The sequence below is a fragment of the Streptomyces misionensis genome, assembly GCF_900104815.1.
Taxonomy (GTDB): Bacteria; Actinomycetota; Actinomycetes; order Streptomycetales; family Streptomycetaceae; genus Streptomyces; species Streptomyces misionensis.
Genome location: NZ_FNTD01000004.1, coordinates 3032902 through 3053367, shown reverse-complemented (window position 1 = coordinate 3053367; position 20466 = coordinate 3032902). Strand labels below are relative to the sequence as shown.

General features: G+C 72.5%; 18 protein-coding genes. 10 read left to right on the top strand and 8 right to left on the bottom strand.

Annotation, left to right across the window (positions count from 1 at the left end; all coding sequences use genetic code 11):
• Window positions 1-178 precede the first annotated feature (178 nt).
• The 5 genes from BLW85_RS15510 (at window position 179) to BLW85_RS15490 (ending at window position 8524) form a co-directional block, all read left to right on the top strand.
• A complete protein-coding gene (locus BLW85_RS15510) occupies window positions 179-1102 on the top strand; it encodes a serine hydrolase (RefSeq protein WP_074992362.1) in 924 nt (307 codons plus the stop codon).
• A gap of 84 nt (window positions 1103-1186) precedes the next feature.
• Window positions 1187-2224, top strand: coding sequence for an esterase-like activity of phytase family protein (locus BLW85_RS15505; RefSeq protein WP_074992361.1), 1038 nt, complete (start codon window positions 1187-1189; stop codon window positions 2222-2224).
• A gap of 90 nt (window positions 2225-2314) precedes the next feature.
• Window positions 2315-6034, top strand: a complete 3720-nt coding sequence (locus BLW85_RS15500) for an ABC transporter ATP-binding protein (RefSeq protein ID WP_074992360.1) — start codon at window positions 2315-2317, stop codon at window positions 6032-6034.
• A gap of 121 nt (window positions 6035-6155) precedes the next feature.
• Window positions 6156-6545, top strand: a complete 390-nt coding sequence (locus BLW85_RS15495; RefSeq protein WP_074992359.1) for a hypothetical protein — start codon at window positions 6156-6158, stop codon at window positions 6543-6545.
• A gap of 119 nt (window positions 6546-6664) precedes the next feature.
• On the top strand, window positions 6665-8524 hold the full coding sequence (locus BLW85_RS15490) for a glycoside hydrolase family 3 protein (protein WP_074992358.1): 1860 nt from the start codon (window positions 6665-6667) through the stop codon (window positions 8522-8524).
• 91 nt (window positions 8525-8615) lie between these two features.
• Here the strand turns inward: BLW85_RS15490 and BLW85_RS15485 are convergent, their stop codons facing one another.
• Window positions 8616-9404: a sugar phosphate isomerase/epimerase family protein gene (locus tag BLW85_RS15485; protein ID WP_074992357.1), complete on the bottom strand. Its 789-nt coding sequence runs from the start codon at window positions 9402-9404 to the stop codon at window positions 8616-8618.
• 174 nt (window positions 9405-9578) lie between these two features.
• Between BLW85_RS15485 and BLW85_RS15480 the strand changes: the two genes are divergently transcribed.
• The gene (locus tag BLW85_RS15480; RefSeq protein WP_074992356.1) at window positions 9579-10994 is read left to right on the top strand and encodes an alkaline phosphatase family protein; all 1416 of its coding nucleotides are present in this window, start codon (window positions 9579-9581) and stop codon (window positions 10992-10994) included.
• A gap of 262 nt (window positions 10995-11256) precedes the next feature.
• Here BLW85_RS15480 and BLW85_RS15475 read toward each other — a convergent pair whose 3' ends face one another.
• A complete protein-coding gene (locus tag BLW85_RS15475; protein ID WP_074992355.1) occupies window positions 11257-12303 on the bottom strand; it encodes a LacI family DNA-binding transcriptional regulator in 1047 nt (348 codons plus the stop codon).
• Window positions 12304-12565: 262 nt separating this feature from the next.
• On the opposite strand from BLW85_RS15475, the gene BLW85_RS15470 reads away from it, so the two are divergent.
• The 3 genes from BLW85_RS15470 to BLW85_RS15460 are packed head-to-tail and all read left to right on the top strand — an operon-like array spanning window position 12566 to window position 15668.
• Window positions 12566-13690 carry a Gfo/Idh/MocA family protein gene (locus BLW85_RS15470; RefSeq protein ID WP_425275362.1) on the top strand — a complete coding sequence of 375 codons (1125 nt, stop codon included), beginning with the start codon at window positions 12566-12568 and terminating at the stop codon, window positions 13688-13690.
• Window positions 13687-14838, top strand: coding sequence for a dihydrodipicolinate synthase family protein (locus BLW85_RS15465; protein ID WP_074992353.1), 1152 nt, complete (start codon window positions 13687-13689; stop codon window positions 14836-14838). The genes BLW85_RS15470 and BLW85_RS15465 overlap by 4 nt, the downstream gene beginning before the upstream one ends.
• A complete protein-coding gene (locus BLW85_RS15460; protein WP_074992352.1) occupies window positions 14835-15668 on the top strand; it encodes a sugar phosphate isomerase/epimerase family protein in 834 nt (277 codons plus the stop codon). The genes BLW85_RS15465 and BLW85_RS15460 overlap by 4 nt, the downstream gene beginning before the upstream one ends.
• Before the next feature lie 20 nt (window positions 15669-15688).
• Here BLW85_RS15460 and BLW85_RS15455 read toward each other — a convergent pair whose 3' ends face one another.
• From BLW85_RS15455 to BLW85_RS15445, 3 genes are all read right to left on the bottom strand, one after another.
• The gene (locus BLW85_RS15455; RefSeq protein WP_070027428.1) at window positions 15689-15922 is read right to left on the bottom strand and encodes a non-oxidative hydroxyarylic acid decarboxylases subunit D; all 234 of its coding nucleotides are present in this window, start codon (window positions 15920-15922) and stop codon (window positions 15689-15691) included.
• Between the two features lie 47 nt (window positions 15923-15969).
• Window positions 15970-17400 (bottom strand): non-oxidative hydroxyarylic acid decarboxylases subunit C, encoded by a 1431-nt coding sequence (locus BLW85_RS15450; protein ID WP_070027429.1) that lies wholly within the window; start codon window positions 17398-17400, stop codon window positions 15970-15972.
• Window positions 17401-17471: 71 nt separating this feature from the next.
• Window positions 17472-18062 (bottom strand): non-oxidative hydroxyarylic acid decarboxylases subunit B, encoded by a 591-nt coding sequence (locus tag BLW85_RS15445; RefSeq protein WP_070027430.1) that lies wholly within the window; start codon window positions 18060-18062, stop codon window positions 17472-17474.
• A 156-nt stretch (window positions 18063-18218) separates the two neighbouring features.
• Between BLW85_RS15445 and BLW85_RS15440 the strand changes: the two genes are divergently transcribed.
• Window positions 18219-19082 carry an AraC family transcriptional regulator gene (locus BLW85_RS15440; RefSeq protein ID WP_074992351.1) on the top strand — a complete coding sequence of 288 codons (864 nt, stop codon included), beginning with the start codon at window positions 18219-18221 and terminating at the stop codon, window positions 19080-19082.
• A gap of 18 nt (window positions 19083-19100) precedes the next feature.
• On the opposite strand, the gene BLW85_RS15435 is transcribed toward BLW85_RS15440, so the two are convergent.
• From BLW85_RS15435 to BLW85_RS15425, 3 genes are read right to left on the bottom strand one after another with little or no spacing between them, the layout of a single operon-like run.
• Window positions 19101-19322: a DUF397 domain-containing protein gene (locus BLW85_RS15435; RefSeq protein WP_074992350.1), complete on the bottom strand. Its 222-nt coding sequence runs from the start codon at window positions 19320-19322 to the stop codon at window positions 19101-19103.
• A 17-nt stretch (window positions 19323-19339) separates the two neighbouring features.
• Complete coding sequence (locus BLW85_RS15430) at window positions 19340-19564, bottom strand: DUF397 domain-containing protein (protein ID WP_074992349.1); 225 nt, start codon at window positions 19562-19564, stop codon at window positions 19340-19342.
• Complete coding sequence (locus BLW85_RS15425) at window positions 19551-20375, bottom strand: helix-turn-helix domain-containing protein (protein WP_074992348.1); 825 nt, start codon at window positions 20373-20375, stop codon at window positions 19551-19553. The genes BLW85_RS15430 and BLW85_RS15425 overlap by 14 nt, the downstream gene beginning before the upstream one ends.
• Between the last annotated feature and the right edge of the window lie 91 nt (window positions 20376-20466).

Below are 20466 nucleotides of genomic sequence, written 5' to 3'. Positions count from 1 at the left end.
CTCTGCGCCACCGGTGCCTCCTCCGGTCCCCCCCCCCCCCAAGCATCCCCGCCCCCGCCCGCGTTGCCGCACCCGCCCCTGAGAACATGTGTGCAACTTCCGACCGCCCCTGCGAGTCAAAAGGCCGTAAGTGCCCGCAAGGGGTGTGTTCTCACGTCGTTCTCAGGGGGATTCCTCCATGGATCACCGCATCAGCCGGCGCGCCAAGGCGTCGGCGGCGGCGCTCGGTGTCGCGCTGCTCATACCCACCGTCGCGGCCGCCACCCCGGCCGCCGCGGCCACACCCGCCGTCAGCTGCACGTCCGCGAAGAGCGGACTCGCCGCCAAGCTGAAGAAGGACATCACCGCCGCGCTCGCGAACCGCAAGGGCACCGTCGCCCTCGGGGTCTACGACCGCTCCACCAAGACGACCTGCACCCTGCGCGCCACCAGCGCCTACGACTCGGCCAGCACCGTCAAGGTCACCGTGCTCGCCACGCTGCTGTGGGACGCCAAGAAGCACAACAGGCTGCTCACCGGTACCGAGTCCTCGCTCGCCACCGCCATGATCACCAAGTCGGACAACACCGCCACCAGCAAGCTGTGGAAGCAGCTGGGCGTGACGAAGATCAAGGGCTTCCTGGCCGCCGCCAAGATGACCAAGACCGTGCCGGGGTCGGGCGGTTACTGGGGTCTGACGCAGGAGAACGTCAACGACGAGCAGAAGCTGCTCCAGCTGATCACCGCCAAGAACAGCGTGCTCAGCGACAACTCCCGGGCCTACATACAGAAGTTGATGGGCAAGGTCATCTCGTCCCAGCGCTGGGGCACCCCCGCCGGCGCCCCCTCCACCGTCTCCGTGCACGTCAAGAACGGCTGGCTGCAGCGCTCCACGCACGGCTGGCGGGTGCACAGTCTCGGCACCTTCAACGGCGCCGGGCACGACTACATGATCTCCGTGCTCACGCAGGACAACAGCACCATGAGCTACGGCGTGACCACCATCCAGAACGTCGCCAAGGCCGTTCACAAGGACCTGGTGCCGACCACCGCGAAGACCGCGCTCTACGTCCCGACCAGCAAGCCGGCCGAGGCCATCGTCGCCACGCCGCCCCAGGGCTGAGACCGGGCCGGGGAGCCCCGGGGCCGGGCACGTTTCACCGCCCGGCCTCCCGTCCGTCACCGTCCGGCCGTACGGTGATCGACCATGCGCCTGAGAACCGTACTCGCCACCCTCACCGCCGGCCTGGCGGCGGCCACCACGCTGACCGCCGCCGGGACCGCCCAGGCCGCCCCGGCCAACCCGACCGCCACTCACGCCTGTTCGCCCGCCGTCACGATCGACCGCTTCTCCGACGCGCTCGACAAGACGACCTACCACGGCACCTTCGTCGGCAACTTCTCCGCCCTCGCCGTGGACCGGGACGGCTCCCTGGCCGCGCTGTCGGACCGCTCCGACCTGTTCCGCCTGGACGGCAGGACGCTCGCGCCGCGGGGCGTCGTCCACCTCTCGGACGAGCGCGGCGCCGACCTCGACTCCGAGGGCCTCGTCATCGACCGGGACGGGACCCGGCTGGTCGGCTCCGAGACCGAGCCGTCCGTCCGGCGCTACTCGCCCGACGGCAGGATCCTCGACCGGCTCCCCGTGCCGTCCTCCCTCCTCGTCGCCCCGGCCGGCCGCGCCACCTCCAACGCGACCTTCGAGGGGCTGACCCTGCTGCCCGGCGGCCACACCCTCCTCGCGTCCATGGAGGCGCCGATCGCGGGTGACGCCTCGGACCTCGTCCGGTTCCAGACCTGGACCCGGACCGCGGGCGGCCGCTTCCGGCTCGCCGCCCAGTACGCCTACCGCGTCGACGCCGGCCTCGGCGTCCCCGAGGTGCAGGCCACGCCCGACGGCCGGCTGCTCGTCCTGGAGCGCGGCTTCACCGCGGGCGTCGGCAACACCGTCCGCCTCTACCTCGCCGATGCCCGCCACGCCACCGACACCAGCGGCATCGAGAACCTGACCGGGCAGCCGGGCGTGCGGCCGGTCCGCAAGACCCTGCTCGCCGACATCGCCGACTGCCCCTCCCTCGGCGCCACCGCCAAGCAGCCCCAGCCCAACCCCCTCCTCGACAACATCGAGGGCATGGCCGTCACCGGCCGTGACCACACCGGGCGCCTGAAGGTCCTGCTGGTCAGCGACGACAACCAGAACGCCGTCCAGACCACCCGCTTCTACCACCTGCGGGTTCGCGTCTGACCCACGGCCCCCGATTGTTGCGGAGGGATGAAATCCGCTCCCGCGCGCGTTGGTGCCTTCCGGCGGAGAACGACAACCGGGAGGCACCGCGTGCGACCACATCGGGGATGGGCGAGACGACTCGCGGGCTATGCCTGGCGGTATCCGAAGGACGTCGTCCTGGCGCTCGGCGCCTCCCTCGCCGGCATGGCCGTCACCGCCGTGGTCCCCCTGATCACCAAGGTGATCATCGACGACGTGATCGGCGCCCACACCCGCTCCATGGCCCCCTGGGCCGGTGCCCTGGTCGTCGCCGCCCTCCTCGTCTACGGCTTCACCTATGTGCGCCGCTTCTACGGCGGCCGGCTCGCCCTCGACGTCCAGCACGACCTGCGGACGGAGATGTACGACACGATCACCCGCCTCGACGGCCGCCGCCAGGACGAGCTGTCGACCGGGCAGGTCGTGGGCCGTGCCACCAGCGACCTCCAGCTGATCCAGGGCCTGCTCTTCATGCTCCCGATGACCATCGGGAACGTGCTGCTCTTCCTGGCCTCCCTGGTGATCATGGCGTCGCTGTCGCTGCCGCTGACCCTGGTCGCCCTCGCCGTCGCCCCCGCGCTCGGCTGGATCGCCAAGCGCAGCCGCACCCGGCTGCACCCCGCCACCTGGTACGCCCAGGCCCAGGCCGCCGCCGTCGCGGGCGTGGTCGACGGCGCGGTCAGCGGCGTCCGCGTGGTCAAGGGCTTCGGGCAGGAGGAGCAGGAGACCGGCAAGCTGCGCGCCGTCGGCCGCAAGCTGTTCGCCGGCCGGCTGCGCACCATCCGCCTGAACAGCAAGTACACCCCCGCCCTCCAGGCCGTGCCGGCGCTGGGCCAGGTCGCCATGCTGGCCCTCGGCGGCTGGCTGGCGGTGCGCGGGCACATCACCCTCGGCACCTTCGTCGCCTTCTCCACCTACCTCGCCCAGCTGGTCGGCCCGGTCCGGATGCTGGCGATGGTGCTCACCGTCGGCCAGCAGGCCCGCGCCGGCACCGAGCGCGTCCTGGAGCTGATCGACACCGAGCCGTCGATGCCGGACGGCACCAGGGAGCTGCCCGCGGACGCGCCCGCCACCGTCGAGTTCGACGACGTGTCCTTCGGGTACGGCGCCGACGCCAAGGTGCTGGACGGGCTCAGCTTCGAGATACGCCAGGGTGAGACCCTGGCGGTGGTCGGGTCCTCCGGCTCCGGCAAGTCCACCCTCTCCCTGCTCCTGCCGCGCTTCTACGACGTCACCCACGGCGCCGTCCTGATCGGCGGGCACGACGTCCGCGAGCTGACCCTGTCCTCGCTGCGGGCCGCGATCGGCCTGGTCCCCGAGGACTCGTTCCTGTTCTCCGACACCGTCCGCGCCAACATCGCCTACGGCCGCCCCGACGCCTCCGACGAGGAGATCGAGGCCGCCGCCCGCGCCGCCCAGGCGGACCGTTTCATCCGGGAACTGCCCGAGGGCTACGACACCAAGGTCGGCGAGCAGGGCCTGACCCTCTCCGGCGGCCAGCGCCAGCGCGTCGCCCTCGCCCGCGCCCTGCTCACCGACCCCCGGCTGCTGATCCTGGACGACGCCACCTCCGCCGTGGACGCCCGCGTCGAGCACGAGATCCACGAGGCCCTCAAGCAGGTGATGCGGGGCCGGACCACCCTGCTGATCGCCCACCGCCGCTCCACCCTGAACCTCGCCGACCGCATCGCCGTCCTCGACCACGGCCGGCTCGCCGACCTCGGCACCCACGAGGAGCTCCAGCGGCGCTCCGCCCTCTACCGCCGGCTGCTGACCGACCCGGACGAGTTGGGCGGCGTCTCCCCGGGCCACGCCCTGCCGGCCGGGCCGACCGAGGACGACACCCTGCGCGCGGAGCTGGACGCCGAGTACGACGCCGAGCGGGGCGTCACCCCCCGGCTGTGGACCGGCGACCGCGCACCCAAGGACGAGGCGCTGGCCGGCACCCCGGCCACCCCCGAGCTGCTCGCCCAGGTGGCCGCGCTGCCCCCGGCCACCGACACCCCCGGCATCGACGAGCGGCAGGCGGTGCGGCCGGAGGACTCCTACGGGCTGCGCCGCCTGCTGCGCGGCTTCGGGCTGCCGCTGCTGGCCAGCCTGGCGCTGGTCGCCGTGGACGCGGGCGCGAGCCTGGTGCTGCCGGTGCTGATCCGGCACGGCATCGACGCGGGCGTCACCAAGCTGGCCATCGGCGCCGTCTGGTCCGCCTCGCTGCTCGCGCTGCTGGTGGTGCTGGTGCAGTGGGCCGCGCAGATCGGCGAGAACCGGATGACCGGCCGTACCGGCGAACGCGTCCTCTACACGCTGCGGCTGAAGATCTTCGCGCACCTCCAGCGGCTCGGCCTCGACTACTACGAGCGCGAGCTGACCGGCCGGATCATGACCCGGATGACCACCGACGTCGACGCCCTGAGCACCTTCCTGCAGACCGGCCTGGTCACCGCGTTCGTCTCGGTCGTCACCTTCTTCGGCATCATGGGCGCCCTGCTGGTGATCGACGTCCGCCTCGCCCTCGTCGTGTTCACCACGCTGCCCCCGCTGATCGTGGCCACCTTCTTCTTCCGCCGGGCCAGCGTGAAGGCGTACGAACTCGCCCGCGAGCGCGTCTCGGCGGTCAACGCCGACCTCCAGGAGTCCGTGTCCGGGCTGCGGATCGTCCAGGCGTTCCGGCGCGAGCGCGACGGCGGGCGGCGGTTCGCCGGGCGCAGCGACAGCTACCGGCAGGCCCGGCTGCGCGGCCAGCGCCTGATATCGGTCTACTTCCCGTTCGTGCAGCTGCTGTCCTCGGTCGCCGCGGCGGCCGTGCTGATCGCGGGCGCGGGCCGGGTGGAGGACGCCACCCTCACCACCGGCGCCCTGGTCGCCTACCTCCTCTACATCGACCTGTTCTTCGCGCCCGTGCAGCAGCTGTCCCAGGTCTTCGACGGCTACCAGCAGGCCACCGTCTCCCTCGGCCGCATCCAGGAGCTGCTGCGCGAGCCCACCTCCACCGCGGCGGCCGAACGGCCCCAGGAGGTGCGCTCGTTGCGCGGCGACATCGCCTTCGAGGGCGTGAGCTTCGCGTACGGCGACAACGAAGCGGCGCTGCGCGACGTGGAGTTGACGATCCCGGCGGGCCAGACGGTGGCCTTCGTCGGTGAGACCGGCGCCGGAAAGTCCACCCTGGTCAAGCTGGTGGCCCGGTTCTACGACCCCACCGCCGGGCGGGTCACGGTCGACGGCACCGATCTGCGCGACCTCGACCTGACCTCCTACCGGCACCGGCTCGGCGTCGTCCCGCAGGAGGCCTACCTGTTCCCGGGCACCGTCCGTGACGCCATCGCCTACGGCCGCCCCGACGCCACCGACGCCGAGGTGGAGGCGGCGGCGCGGGCGGTCGGCGCGCACGAGATGATCGCCACCCTCGACGGCGGCTACCTGCACGAGGTCGCCGAGCGCGGCCGCAACCTCTCGGCCGGCCAGCGCCAGCTGATCGCGCTCGCCCGCGCCGAACTGGTCGACCCGGACATCCTGCTCCTGGACGAGGCCACGGCCGCCCTGGACCTCGCCACCGAGGCCCAGGTCAACCAGGCCACCGACCGCCTCGCGGGCCGTCGTACGACGCTGGTGGTCGCCCACCGGCTGACCACCGCCGCCCGCGCCGACCGGGTGGTGGTGATGGACCACGGCCGGGTCGCCGAGGACGGCACCCACGAGGAACTGCTCGCCCGCGACGGGCGGTACGCCGAACTGTGGCGGACCTTCGCCGGCCGGCCCGGGGACGAGGAGCCGGTCGGGGTCGTCCGCTGAGCCCTCGTGGTTCATGTGGCTCGTACCGTTGACGGCCGTGCAACCATCCGCCACACCCGGGCGTCCGTACGTCTGTACGGCCGCCGGGGGAGGCTTGGCTGCGCTTCGGGGAGGACAGCAAGTGGACAGTGGTGCGATACGCCGACGCTTCTCGCTCGGTGCGGCCCTGCTGGTCGCGTCCGGGCTGCTCGCCTTCGCGGCGTCCGGCACCGCACAGGCCGCGTCCGGCGGCTGCGCGGGGCACCAGGTGAGAAGCATCCCCTTCGGCTCGGGCGTCACCCGTGTCTACAAACGCGGGGACTACGTCTGCGCCGTCACCGTCGCCCGCCGGCCCGGCGCCGTGCGCACCATGTCGGTCAGCGTCCAGGCCCGCGGCAGCCGCCCGGCCACGGACTCCGGCCGCTACAGCCGGCACGCCGGGCCGGTGACCGTGCACGCCGGGCACCGCTGCGTGTGGATCCGCGGCTCGATCGGCGGCGAGTCCGTCAGCACCGGCTGGATCCTCTGCTGACCAGGGGTCCCCTCCGACACGCTGGGTGCTGTGCGTTCCCTTGACGGAAAGAAACTTCCAGGATATTGGTGATTCCTCGGAAGTTTCCTTCAGCGGTTCTCCTCTGGGAGGGAGCGCACGTGCCCGACACCAGCACGGGAAGCGACACCAGCAAGAGAGACACCGGAACCACCCGGAACGCCGCACGGCCGTCCCGGCGTACCGTCCTCGCCGCCACCGCCGGCCTCACCGCCGCGCTGACCGTGCCGGCCACCGCCCACGCCGACACCCCCGACGAGCGCTCACTGCGCGCCCTCGTCTCCCGGATGACGCTGGAGGAGAAGGTCGGCCAGCTCTTCGTGATGCGGGTCTACGGCACCTCCGCCACCGCCCCCGACCAGGCCGACATCGACGCCAACCTGGGCGAGCTGGGCGTGCGCACCGCCGCCGAGCTGATCGCGAAGTACCGGGTCGGCGGCATCATCTACTTCACCTGGGCCCACAACACCCGTGACCCGCACCAGATCCTGGAGCTGTCCAACGGCATCCAGCGGGCCTCCCTGGAGCAGCCGCGCGGCCTGCCGATGCTGATCGCCACCGACCAGGAGCACGGCGCGGTGTGCCGGGTGGGCAAGCCGGCGACCCTCTTCCCCGGCGCGATGGCGATCGGCGCGGGCGGCTCACGGTCGGACGCCCGCGCCCTCGGCCGGATCTCCGGCGCCGAACTGCGCGCCCTCGGCATCAACCAGGACTACTCGCCGGACGCCGACGTGAACGTCAACCCGGCCAACCCGGTGATCGGCGTGCGCTCCTTCGGCGCGGACCCGGCGGCCGTCGCGGAGCTGGTGGCGGCCGAGGTGAAGGGCTATCAGGCGGCCCGGGTCGCGGCCACCGCCAAGCACTTCCCGGGCCACGGCGACACGGCCGTCGACAGCCACTACGGCTTCCCGGTCATCACCCACAGCCGGGAGCTGTGGGAGAAGCTGGACGCGGTGCCGTTCCGGTCGGCCATCGCGGCGGGCATCGACTCGATCATGACCGCGCACATCCAGTTCCCGGCCCTGGACGACTCCGGCGACCCGGCCACCCTCTCCCACCCGATCCTCACCGGCATCCTGCGCGGCGAACTCGGCTACGACGGCGTGGTGATCACCGACTCGCTGGGCATGGAGGGCGTGCGCACCAAGTACGGCGACGACCGGGTGCCGGTGCTCGCCCTGAAGGCGGGCGTGGACCAGCTGCTCAACCCGCCCTCCATCGACACCGCGTGGAACGCGGTCCTGAAGGCGGTCCACGACGGCGAGCTGACCGAGGCCCGCCTCGACGAATCGATCCTGCGCATCCTGCGCCTGAAGACCCGGCTCGGGCTCTTCGCACAGCCGTACGCCGACCGCCTGGCCGTGGACCGGGTGGTGGGCACGAAGTCCCATCTGGCCGCGGCCGACCGCATGGCCGAGCGCACCACGACCCTCCTGGTCAACGAGGGCCGCACCCTCCCCCTCGACCGCCGCGAACAGCGCCGCCTCCTGGTGGTCGGCGCCGATCCGGCCTCCCCGTCCGGCACCACGGGCCCGCCCACGGGGGTGCTGGCCGCCGCCTTCACCGAGCTGGGCTTCGCCGCCACGGCGCTGTCGACCGGCACCGCCCCCTCCGCCGCGACCGTCGACAAGGCGGTGGCCGCCGCCCAGGACGCGGACGCGGTGGTGGTCGCCACCTACAACGTCACCGCGGGCAACTCCCAGCGGACGCTGGTCGACCGCCTGGTGGCGACGGGCAAGCCGGTCGTGGCCGTCGCCGTGCGCAACCCGTACGACGTGGCCCAACTTCCGTCCGTGCGGGCCTGCGTGGCGACGTACTGCTGGACCGACGTCGAACTGCGCGCCGCCGCCCGGGTGATCGCGGGCCGGGTGGCACCACGCGGAAAGCTCCCGGTGCCGGTGCAGCGGGCCGACGACCCGAGCCGGGTGCTGTACCCGATCGGCCACGGTCTGACGTACTAGCTGTATTGATCAGGAGCGGACCGCCGGGCGTCAGCGCCGTGGGACTCCCGTGGCCCTGACGCCCGGCCGGGTCCGGCAGAAGCCGACCGGGTCACGCCGTCCCGTCGAGCAGCCGTACGAGATGGTCGTGGCCCTCGGCGAGCAGGCCGGGCAGCGGGGCGGCCCGCTCGTACCACCGCTTCTCGTACTCCCAGCACAGCCAGCCGTCCCAGCCGCCCCGGCGCAGCACGGCCACGCACTCGGCGAGCGGCAGCACCCCCGCGCCCAGCGGCAGCGGGGTGGTGTCCTCGGCCGACGCGATGTCCTTGACCTGCACGTATCCCAGGCAGGGGGCGAGCGCCGCGTACGTCTGCGCCGGCTGCTCGCCGCCCAGCCAGGTGTGCATCACATCCCACAGCGCCCCCACCCGGCCGTGCCCCACCGGCCCGAGCACCCGGATCGCGTCGGCACCGGTGCGGTGCGAGTCGTGGGTCTCCAGCAGGATCCGCACGCCGAGGGCGGAGGCGTCCTCGGCGGCGGTGCCCAGCCGCCGGGCGGCGATGGCGTCGGCCTCCTCGGACTCTCCGCCGGGGAACACCCGTACGAACGGTGCCTGGAGGTCGTGCGCGAGCCGGAGCAGTTCCCGCAGTTCGGCCAGTACGGGCGCGTCGTCGCCGGGGGCGGCGACGCGCACGTACCCGGCGAGCGCCAGCGGTTCGACACCGGAGCCGCGCAACAGCGCGGCGGCGTCGGCCCGTTCGGCGGGGGTCAGCCCGACGTGCACCGCCTCCTCGGGGTGCGCCCGCAGCTCGACTCCCTGGAAGCCGTGCGCGGACGCGAGCGCCAGCACCTCGGGAAGGGCCGTACCGGGGACACCGAGAGTGGAGAACGCAAGCTTCATGCCCACCGACCATACCCGGCCGCCCCTCATCCCGCCGCCGTGCCGCAATGTCACGACTTCTCCAAGAAGAGCCCAGGTATTGCCGCTTTTTCGCCATCGACCACTGTCATCCGATCAGCCCGGGTAGGAAGCGTCTGCTGTCCGGTCCGCAAAGAACCGCAAGAAGGGCGATACATGGCAGAGTTGACTCGACGCAGACTCCTGGGCTCGGGCGCCGGTGCGGCGGCCATCAGCCTGCTCCCGCCGAGCGTCCAGAAGGCCGTCGCCGCCGGACCGCCCCGCAAGGGCTCCCTGCGCGACATCGAGCACGTCGTCCTGCTGATGCAGGAGAACCGGTCCTTCGACCACTACTTCGGCACGCTCTCCGGCGTGCGCGGCTTCGCCGACCCGAAGGCGCTCAAGCTCCGCGGCGGGCGCAGCGTCTTCCACCAGCCGGACACCGCCAACCCCAAGGGCTATCTGCTGCCCTTCCACCTCGACACCCGCGCCTCCAGCGCCCAGGCCATCCCGTCGACCAGCCACGCCTGGACGGTGCAGCACCAGGTCTGGAACGGCGGCCGGATGGACCGGTGGCTGTCTGCCCACCGCAAGGCCGACGGCACCAAGGCCCCCTACGTCATGGGCTACTACACACGCGAGGACATCCCGTTCCAGTACGCGCTCGCGGAGACCTTCACCATCTGCGACAACCACTTCTGCTCGGTCCTCGGCCCCACCTGGCCCAACCGCCTGATGTGGATGACCGGTACGGTCGACCCGGGCGGCACCCACGGCGGCCCGGTCACCACCAACACGGCCCCGGCGCCGTACCGCTGGAAGACGTACGCCGAGCGCCTCCAGGCGGCCAGGGTCAGCTGGAAGGTCTACCACCAGGACGACGACTACGGCTGCAACATGCTGCGGCGGTTCGCCGCGTTCCGCGACGCCAAGCCCGGCTCCGACCTGCACGAGCGCGGTGTGCGCCCGCAGCCCGAGGGCACCTTCGAGGACGACGCCCGCGCCGACCGGCTGCCGGCGGTGAGCTGGATCGTGCCGCCCGGCCACCAGTCGGAGCACCCGGACTACCTTCCCGCCGCCGGCGCGGACTTCGTGGCGTCCAAGCTCGAGGCCATCGCCGCGAACCCGAAGGTGTGGCGCAAGACGGCCTTCATCCTCAGCTACGACGAGAACGACGGCTTCTTCGACCACGTCCCGCCGCCCACCCCGCGCGCCGGGACGAAGGGCGAGTTCATCGGCGGGCTCCCGATCGGCGCCGGCTTCCGGGTGCCCGCGATCGTCGTCTCCCCGTGGACGGTGGGCGGCTGGGTCGCCACGGAGGCCTTCGACCACACCTCGGCCCTGCGCCTCCTGGAGCGCTTCACCGGCGTCGAGGAACCCAACATCAGCGCCTGGCGGCGTGCCACCTTCGGTGACTTCACCAGCGCCTTCCGCTTCTCCCAGGCCCGCACGAGCCCGCCCTCCCTCCCCGGCGGCACGGCGGCACAACTCCGCAAGGCCCAACAGGAGGTGGCGACCCTGCCGAAGCCCCGCCTGCCCGGCGGCGACCAGACCTTCCCCCACCAGGAACCGGGACGGCGGCCGCAGGTGTAGCCGTACGACACCACCGGCCCGGCCGCGCGACGCGGACGCCCGGCCGACCGCCCCGCGTGGTGGGGCGGTCGGCCGGGTGCGGGTGCGGGTGTGGCGCGCGGCGCCGTGTGCTCGGGGGCCGAGCCGAATGCGTCGGGGGGGGGTGTTTCGCCAGACGGCCACGGTCCTCCGGACCGCGACGGCGGCGGTCACCTGGCGACCGCGCTACGTCGGCCGGCCGCGGCCCTCGGGTGTGCCTGCCCGCCGGACCGTCCCCGGCGCCTCACCCCCGGGGCGCCCCCGTCGATCCGCGGACCGTCAACTCCCCCCGCACCGAGGCGGTTCCGCCGCCGGGCGGGTCCTCGCGGCCCATGGCGAGGCGGCCCGCGCGGGCGCCGGCCTCGGCCAGGGGGAGCCGCACCGTCGTCAGGGCGGGCACGGCGTCGATGCTGCACGGCAGGTCGTCGAATCCGGTGACCGAGATGTCGTCGGGGACGCGCAGCCCGGAGTCCCGCAGCGCGGCGCACGCCCCCAGCGCGACGGAGTCGTTCGCGGCGACGAGCGCGGTCAGCGAGGGATCGCGCCGCAGCAGTTCCAGTGCCCCCTCGTACCCCGAGCGCCGGTCGAACCGCCCGTGCACCGTCCAGCGGGCGTCCTCCTCGATCCCCGCCGCGGCCAGCGCGAGCCGGTGCCCTTCGAGCCGGTGCCGCGTGGTGGTGCGCTCCCCGGGCCCGGCGATGCAGCCGATGCGCCGGTGACCGAGGCCGACCAGGTGGTCCGTGACGGCACGCGCCCCGCCGAGGTTGTCGAAGGCGAGCGTGACGGCCCCGGTGCCGGCCACCGGCGGCCGCCCGCACAGCACCACCCGCGTCCCGCCCTCCGCCAGCTTGCGCAGCTTCGCCGCGACCGCCGCCGCGTGCGGCGCGTCGGTCACCGCCCCGCCGGTCAGCACCACGGCCGCCGCCCGCTGCCGCTGGAGCAGCGTCAGGTACTTCAGCTCCTGCTCCGGCGAGCCGCCCGTGTTGCAGACGACCGCGAGCCGTTCGCAGCCCGCCCGGCCGCCGGTCCCGCCGATCTCCGCCTGGATCGCGCTCGCCATGATCCCGAAAAAGGGGTCGGCGATGTCGTTGACGAGGATGCCGGCCAGATCGGACGTGGCGGCGGCGAGCGCGCTGGCCGGACCGTTGACGACGTAGTCCAGTTCGTCCACCGCCCGCAGCACCCGCTCCCGCGTCGCCGCGGCCACCGGGTAGTTGCCGTTCAGCACGCGCGACACCGTCGCGGGGGAGACCTGGGCGTGCGCCGCCACGTCCGCCAGAGTCACCGTCATCTCGTCGTCCTCCGGTCGCGCAGTTCGTCGTACGGCCTGGTGAACGGCCAGCTCAGGGGCCCGTGCCGGGTGCCCGCTTTGAGGGGGACCAGGCCCGCCGCCCGGCCGCGGTCTTGTGCCGACCGCCGACCCGAGGCTAGCTTCCTCCCCGATAGAAAGCGCTTGCTATGGGGATTGTCTCGCGGGCGACACGGCACACAGCGGCACAAAAGAGGCCCTTGGAGGGACCGACGTGACACGCACGACGACGGTGCGCATCGCCATGAACGGCGTGACCGGGCGCATGGGCTACCGCCAGCACCTGCTCCGGTCGATCCTCGCCCTGCGCGACCAGGGCGGCCTCGCCCTCGGCGACGGCACCGTGCTGTGGCCCGAGCCGGTCCTGCTCGGCCGCCGTGAGCACGCCCTGAGGGAGATCGCCGAGCGGCACGGCCTGGAGCACGTCTCCACCGACCTGGACGCGGTGCTCGCCGACCCGGACGTCGACATCTACTTCGACGCCCAGGTCACCGCCGCCCGCGAGGAGGCGCTCAGGAAGGCGATCGCCGCCGGGAAGCACGTCTACACCGAGAAGCCCACCGCCACCGGCCTCGACGGCGCCCTCGAACTCGCCCGCCTGGCCCGGGAGAAGGGCGTACGGCACGGGGTCGTCCAGGACAAGCTCTTCCTGCCGGGCCTGCTGAAGCTGAAGCGGTTGGTCGACGGGGGCTTCTTCGGGAAGATCCTGTCCGTGCGCGGCGAGTTCGGCTACTGGGTCTTCGAGGGCGACTGGCAGCAGGCCCAGCGTCCCTCCTGGAACTACCGCGCCGAGGACGGCGGCGGCATCGTCCTCGACATGTTCCCGCACTGGGAGTACGTGCTGCACGAGCTGTTCGGCCGCGTCACCTCCGTCCAGGCCCTGACCGCGACCCACGTCCCGCGGCGCTGGGACGAGCACGGCAGGCCCTACACCGCCACCGCCGACGACGCCGCCTACGGCATCTTCGAGCTGGACGGCGGTGTGGTCGCGCAGATCAACTCCTCCTGGGCGGTCCGCGTCCACCGCGACGAACTGGTGGAGTTCCAGGTCGACGGCACGGAGGGCTCGGCCGTCGCGGGCCTGCGCGACTGCCGCGTCCAGCACCGCTCCGCCACCCCCAAGCCGGTCTGGAACCCCGACGTCCCCGCCGGCGAGCGCTTCCGCGACCAGTGGCAGGAGGTGCCGGACAACGGGGAGTTCGACAACGGCTTCAAGGCCCAGTGGGAGCTGTTCCTCAAGCACGTCTACGCCGGCGCCCCCTACCGGTGGGACCTGTCGGCCGGCGCGCGCGGCGTCCAACTCGCCGAACTGGGCCTGAAGTCCGCCGCGGAAGGCCGCCGTCAGGCCGTTCCGGAGATCGCCCCGTGACCATCCGCCTCCCCGCCGCCGACGGCACGCTGCGCGCGTACGAGCCGCGCGCCGAACCCCTCCCCGTCGCGCCCGGTGCCCCCTTCACCTCCCGTACGGTCTTCTCGGCGGCGCATGTCGTCGCCGACCCGTACGCGGACGTCTCGCCCGGCTCGCCCGCCGCCGTCGACTGGGACGCCACCCTCGCCTTCCGCCGCCATCTGTGGTCCCACGGCCTCGCGGTCGCCGAGGCGATGGACACCGCCCAGCGCGGCATGGGGCTGGACTGGGCGGGCGCCGCCGAGCTGATCCGGCGCAGCGCCGCCGAGGCGAAGGCGGTCGGCGGGCGCATCGCCTGCGGCGTCGGCACCGACCAGCTCACCGGCGGCACCCTGGCGGACATCCGTGCCGCCTACGAGGAACAGCTCGCCGTGGTCGAGGGAGCGGGCGCCCAGGCGATCCTGATGGCCTCCCGGGCGCTGGCCGCCACGGCTCGCGGACCCGAGGACTACCTGGAGGTCTACGGCCATCTGCTGCGCCAGTGCGCCGAACCGGTCGTCCTGCACTGGCTCGGCCCGATGTTCGACCCTGCCCTGGAGGGCTACTGGGGCACCACCGACCTGGACGCCGCCACCGAGGTGTTCCTGGACGTCGTCGCCGCCCACCCCGGCAAGGTCGACGGCGTCAAGATCTCCCTGCTGGACGCCCGCCGCGAGATCGAGCTGCGCCGCCGCCTGCCGCGGGGCGTGCGCTGCTACACCGGCGACGACTTCCACTACCCGGAACTGATCGCGGGCGACGACCGGGGCTTCAGCCACGCGCTGCTCGGCGTCTTCGACCCGCTCGGCCCGCTGGCGGCGCGGGCGGTACGGGTCCTGGACACCGGTGACACGGCGGGCTTCCGCGAACTCCTCGATCCCACGGTCGAGTTGGCGCGCCACCTGTTCCGGCACCCGACCCGCTTCTACAAGACGGGCGTGGTCCTGCTCGCCTGGCTCGCGGGTCACCAGTCGCACTTCGCGATGGTCGGCGGCCTCCAGTCCGCCCGTTCCCTTCCGCACCTCGCCCGCGCCTACGAGCTGGCCGACTCCCTCGGCCTGTTCCCGGACCCCGCGCTCGCCGAGGACCGCATGAAGACCCTTCTCGCCCTGTACGGAGTGGCCCGGTGACCGGTCTCGACCGCTTCTCCATCAACCAGATGACGGTACGTCAGCTCTCTCTGCCCGAACTCGTCGCCGCCTGCGCCGGGTCCGGCATCGGCAAGGTGGGACTGTGGCGCGAGCCGGTCCGGGCGTACGGACTGCGGGAGACCGCCGCGCTGGTCCGCTCGGCGGGGCTGGAGGTGACCACCCTGTGCCGGGGCGGCTTCCTCACCGCGACCGCGCCCGCCGAACGCGCGGCCGCCCTCGCCGACAACCGCCGCGCGGTGGCGGAGGCGGCGGCGCTCGGCACCGGCACGCTGGTCCTGGTCTCCGGCGGCCTCCCGCCCGGCGACAAGGACCTGCGGGCGGCCCGCGAACGCGTCGCCGACGCCCTGGCCGAGCTGGCCCCCCACGCCGAGGAGCACGGCGTCCGCCTCGCCGTCGAGCCCCTGCACCCGATGTTCGCCGCCGACCGCTGTGTGGTCTCCACCCTCGCCCAGGCCCTTGACCTGGCCGAACGCTTCCCCGCGCACCAGGTCGGGGTGGCCGTCGACACCTACCACGTCTGGTGGGACGACCAGGCGCCCGCGCAGATCGCCCGCGCGGGCGCCGGGGGCCGCATCCACGCCTTCCAGCTCGCCGACTGGACCACCCCGCTGCCGGCGGGCGTCCTCAACGGCCGGGGCCGGCTCGGCGACGGGTCGATCGACCTGCGCGAGTGGTGCGGCCGGGTGGCGGCGGCGGGCTACACCGGCCCCGTCGAGGTGGAGATCTTCAACGAGGACCTGTGGGCCCGGGACGGACGGGAGGTGCTGAGGGAGACGGCGGAGCTGTTCCTGGAGCACACCGGGGGATGACCGGCGGCCCGGACGGGGGGTCAGGCGGAGGCGCGCAGCGGCGGCACCGCCGGGACCTCCGGGGCGTTCGCGATGGCCTCGGGAGTCAGCCGGAACTGCTCGGGGTAGGCGTCGCGCTGCGTGCGGCGGGCGGGCTCGCTGGTCCGCCAGGTGTAGAGGCAGCGCCCGCACTGGAGCACGTCCCAGACACCGGGCACGGGCGAGGTGTACAGCTTCTCGATGGTCTCGAAGGCGCAGCGGGGGCAGATGGTCATGGCGGGTTCTCCTTCTTCGCGGTGACGGCGGGACGGGCGGCGGCCGGTCAGGCGCGGGCCTCGGCGATGAGCCGCTGGAGCTTGGCGGCCCACTCCGCGGTCTCCGGCAGGTCCTTGGCCGGGGTGGCGAAGCTGCCGCGGTTGTCGGGGCTGACGGGGGTGGTGGCGTCGATGATCATCTTGCTGGTGATGCCGGCGGGCTGGGCGGCGGGCGCCAGCTCCAGCACCGACAGGTTGGGGACGATCACGACGTCGCCGGACGGGTTGACCTTCGACGACATCGCCCACATGACCTGCGGCAGGTTGAACGGGTCCACGTCCTCGTCGACGAGGATGACCGTGGAGACGTAGCCGAGGCCGTGCGGGGTGGTCATGGCGCGCATGGCCACGGCCTTGGCGAAGCCGCCGTACCGCTTCTTCGTGGAGATGATGACCAGCAGGCCGTGCGTGTACATGGCGTTGACGGCCTGGACCTCGGGGAACTCGGCGCGCAGCTGCTTGAGCAGCGGGACGCAGGTGTTGGGCCCGACGAGGTAGTCGACCTCGGTCCAGGGCATGCCCAGGTACAGCGACTCGAAGACCGGGTTCGTGCGGTACGAGACGCGGTCGACGCGGATGACGGGCATCCGGCGGCCGCCGGAGTAGTGGCCGGTGAACTCGCCGAAGGGCCCCTCGATCTGGCGCTCGCGGCTCTGGATCACGCCCTCGATGACCACCTCGGAGCCCCAGGGCACGTCGAAGCCGGTGAGCGGGGCGGTGGCGATGGGGGCGGGGGCGCCGCGCAGGGCGCCGGCCATCTCGTACTCGCTCTGGTCGTACGCCATCGGCATCCCGGCGACGATCGTCATCACCGGGTCGTTGCCGAGGGTGATGGCGATCGGCAGGTCCTCGCCCTTCTCCTCCGCCTTTTGCAGGTGGATGGCGACGTCGTGCACCGGCACCGGCTGGATGGCCAGCCGGTTGCGGCCGATGACCTCCAGGCGGTAGGTGCCGACGTTCTGCTTGCCGAAGTTCCCGGGGTCCTCCGGGTCGCGGGAGACCACGGCGGCCTTGTCCAGGTAGAAGCCGCCGTCGCCGTCGTTGAGGCGGAACAGCGGGAGGACCGAGAAGAGGTCGACGCCGTCGCCCTCCTGGGTGTTCTCCCGCCAGGGGGCGTCCTCGCGGCGCTCGGGGGCGACGGGGAAGGCGTCCCAGCGGCGGGCGAACTCCGCCACCTGCTCCTTGACGGGGGTGTGCTTCGGCAGGCCGAGGGCGAGCGCGTGGTTGGCCCAGGAGCCGTGCACGTTCAGCGCGATGCGGGCGTCGGTGAAGCCCTTGACGTTGTCGAACCAGAGGGCGGGCGCGCCCTCGCCGATGCGGCCGGTGGCGTTGGCGGCCGCGGCGAGGTCCGGTTCCGGGAGGACTTCCTCGGTGATGCGCAGCAGCTGGCCTTCCTTCTCCAGCGTGCCGAGGAAACCGCGCAGGTCGTCGTAGGGCATGGGACTCCTTCTGGGGACGTCCGGACGCGTCCGGACAGGGGGTGCGGGGGAGGGGTGCCGCGGGGCGGGCGTCAGGAGGCGGACCTGAGGTCCCGCGCGGCGCGCATGCCCTCCCACCGCTTGGCGGCGGGGGCGGGCAGCTCGAACTGGTCGAGGACGCGGGCGACGATGTGGTCCACGATGTCGTCGACGGACGCCGGGTGGTTGTAGAAGGCGGGCATCGGCGGCACCATCTGCACGCCCATGCGGGCCAGCGCCAGCATGTTCTCCAGGTGGATCTCGCTCAGCGGCGTCTCGCGGGGGACGAGGACGAGCTTGCGGCGCTCCTTGAGGACGACGTCCGCCGCGCGGCCGACCAGGCCGTCCGCGTAACCGGCGCGGATCCCGGCGAGCGTCTTCATGGAGCAGGGGACGATCACCATGCCGTCGGTCCTGAAGGACCCCGAGGAGATCGTCGCGCCCTGGTCGTCGGGGTTGTGCACGACGTCCGCCAGCCCGGCGACCTCGCGGGCCGTCCGTCCGGTCTCCAGCTCGATCGTGGTGCGGGCCCACCGGCTGAGCACGAGATGGGTCTCCACCTCGGGAAGCTCCGCGAGGTTCTCCAGGAGCCGTACGCCGAGGGCGGCCCCGGTGGCCCCGGTCATCCCTACGACCAGTCTCATACGAGGGCTCCCTTACCGTTGTCGCGTGCCTTGTGCACGCCTGTGACCTGCACCGATGTCTCCACGCTAGGAGCGGGACCGGGGCCACCGGCGGTAGGCTCGGGACTAGCCATGGGAAAAAACGGACAGTCTTCCGGGCAGCCGGAACCTCGGCCGGTGATCCGGGACCTGGCGTTCCGCCGCACCGCCGGCTCCCCGCCGGGCCTCGAACTGGTCAACCTCGCCGAGCTGGACCGGCGCGCCCGCAACCACGGCAACGAGCCGTACGCGCCCCTGCGCCCCGCCTTCCACCAGCTCGTCGCGGTGCGCTCCGGGAGCCTCACGGTGTCCGTGGACTTCACCACGTACACCCTCGACGCGGGTTCCTGGCTGTGGATCCGGCCCGGGCAGGTGCAGCGCTGGGGGCGGGACCTGCCGGTCTCCGACGGAGTGGTGGTCGCCTTCCCGGCGGGCTTCCCGGACGCGGCCACCGTCGCCGCGGCCTTCGCCCGGCCGCCGTACGCGCCGGGTCCCGTGCGCCCGGCGGGCGCGGACGCGGAGGGGCTGCGCCGGGCGCTCGACCACCTGCGGTACGAGTACGAGGCGATGACGGAGCTGCCGCTGGAGTCCCACGTGCAGGCGCTGCGGCATCTGCTGGCGGTGCTGCTGCTGCGGCTGGCCAAGGCGCGGGGCGCGGCCCCGGACGCGCCGGTCTCCAATCAGGCGTTCCGGCGCTTTCACGCGGCCGTCGAGCGGGACTTCGCGGTCACGCGCCGGGTGGAGGACTACGCGGCGGCCCTCGGCTACAGCCCGCGCACGCTCACCCGGGCCACGACGGCGGCCACCGGGATGTCGGCGAAGCGGTACATCGACGAGCGGGTGGTGCTGGAGGCCAAACGGGAACTGGCCCACAGCCGGCTGCCCGCCACCGCCATCGCCGCCCGGCTGGGCTTCACCGACCCCAGTGACTTCACCAAGTTCTTCCGCCAGCGCACGGGAACCACCCCGACGGCGTTCCGCCGGGAGGCCGCCGGGACGTGAGGGGGCTCGTCACCAGGGTCAGGTGAGGCTCCCGTCCTTCACGGCACCGATGAAGGCGGTCCAGCCGTCGGAGGAGAAGAGCAGCGCCGGGCCGGTGGCGTTCTTGCTGTCGCGGACGGGGACGGTGGTGTGGCCGGAGGCGATCTCCACGCAGTTGTCGTTGGTGCCACCGCTGTAGCTGGACTTGAACCACCCGGTGAGGGTGGATGCGTTGGGGAGGGTGGGGTCATTGCTCGGCATGGCGTGCCCTTCCGCTGTCAGCTCTTGAAGTGTCCGTCTTTGACCGCGCCGACGAAGGAAGTCCAGCCGTCGAAGGGGATGAGCAGTGCCGGGCCGGTGCGGTTCTTGCTGTCGCGGACGGGGACGGTGGTGTGGCCGGAGGCGATCTCCACGCAGTCGTCATTGGTGCCACCGCTGTAGCTGGACTTGAACCAGCCGGTGAGAGTGGATGCGTCGGGGACAGTGTGTTCATTGCGCGCCATGTACGTGCTCCTCCGCTGCCGCTCTGACGAGGGCATGTGACTCCTGCTGCGACAACGCGTCGCTCAGGGCCAGAGCGTAGGCGGTCCGACTTGCCCTCACCAGCGACGGATCATCCATCAAGTGGCCTGTGCGGAAGCCTTCCACGTAGGCCACCGGTGCGGAGTCCTTGAAGCTCATCAGCACGAGCGGGCTCTGTAGGAGCGCGTGTGCTCCGACACGGTGCGGAAGCACATGGAGCCGCAGCCGCCCCGCCTCGGCCATGTCGGCGATCTTGTGGAGTTGTTCGGCCATGACCTCTGGGCCGCCGACGCGGTGCCGCAGCACCGACTCGTCGAGCAGTGTCCAGACGACCGGCTGCTCGGGGCCCTCGAACATGCGTCGGCGTTTCATTCGGTTGACGAGGAATTCTTCAAGTTCCTCGGTCGTGTAGTTCGGCCAGTAGGCGCGGAACACAGCGGTTGCGTAGCCCTCGGTCTGCAGGACGCCAGGAACCAGCGCCAGCCCGAACTGCTTGATCGTCGTGGCCTGTTGCTCAAGCTCCGCCACAGCCGCGAAGTAGTCGTTGTATTTCGACTCCAGGTCTTCCAACCACCGCTCGAAGAACCCGTCCGTCCCGAGCGCCAGATCGATCCGGCGTGCGTCGTCGGGCTTGGGCAGCCGCCTGCCCGATTCGTAGTGGCTGATCAGCGTGGGCGAGCACACGATGATCTCGCTCAGTTGCTCCTGCGTGAGCCCGGCCGCGATCCGTCGCAGCCTCAGCTCCTCCCCGTACTTCTCGCGCGGCGTCCGTGGCCTGCGGTCAACGCTCATCCGGCCAACTCCCTTGCTGACGTGGGCAATGTCAACCCCCCACCTCTGGAAAGCCTAGCCACCGCCGCCCCACTCTGTGACCGGTTCACCA

Excerpts from the sequence above, each read along its gene's own strand:
- BLW85_RS15510 (WP_074992362.1), top strand. The coding sequence starts at position 179 with ATGGATCACCGCATCAGCCGGCGCGCCAAGGCGTCGGCGGCGGCGCTC.
- BLW85_RS15505 (WP_074992361.1), top strand. The coding sequence starts at position 1,187 with ATGCGCCTGAGAACCGTACTCGCCACCCTCACCGCCGGCCTGGCGGCG.
- BLW85_RS15485 (WP_074992357.1), bottom strand. The coding sequence starts at position 9,404 with ATGAAGCTTGCGTTCTCCACTCTCGGTGTCCCCGGTACGGCCCTTCCC.
- BLW85_RS15480 (WP_074992356.1), top strand. The coding sequence starts at position 9,579 with ATGGCAGAGTTGACTCGACGCAGACTCCTGGGCTCGGGCGCCGGTGCG.
- BLW85_RS15475 (WP_074992355.1), bottom strand. The coding sequence starts at position 12,303 with ATGACGGTGACTCTGGCGGACGTGGCGGCGCACGCCCAGGTCTCCCCC.
- BLW85_RS15470 (WP_425275362.1), top strand. The coding sequence starts at position 12,566 with ATGAACGGCGTGACCGGGCGCATGGGCTACCGCCAGCACCTGCTCCGG.
- BLW85_RS15455 (WP_070027428.1), bottom strand. The coding sequence starts at position 15,922 with ATGACCATCTGCCCCCGCTGCGCCTTCGAGACCATCGAGAAGCTGTAC.
- BLW85_RS15450 (WP_070027429.1), bottom strand. The coding sequence starts at position 17,400 with ATGCCCTACGACGACCTGCGCGGTTTCCTCGGCACGCTGGAGAAGGAA.
- BLW85_RS15445 (WP_070027430.1), bottom strand. The coding sequence starts at position 18,062 with ATGAGACTGGTCGTAGGGATGACCGGGGCCACCGGGGCCGCCCTCGGC.
- BLW85_RS15435 (WP_074992350.1), bottom strand. The coding sequence starts at position 19,322 with ATGCCGAGCAATGACCCCACCCTCCCCAACGCATCCACCCTCACCGGG.
- BLW85_RS15430 (WP_074992349.1), bottom strand. The coding sequence starts at position 19,564 with ATGGCGCGCAATGAACACACTGTCCCCGACGCATCCACTCTCACCGGC.
- BLW85_RS15425 (WP_074992348.1), bottom strand. The coding sequence starts at position 20,375 with ATGAGCGTTGACCGCAGGCCACGGACGCCGCGCGAGAAGTACGGGGAG.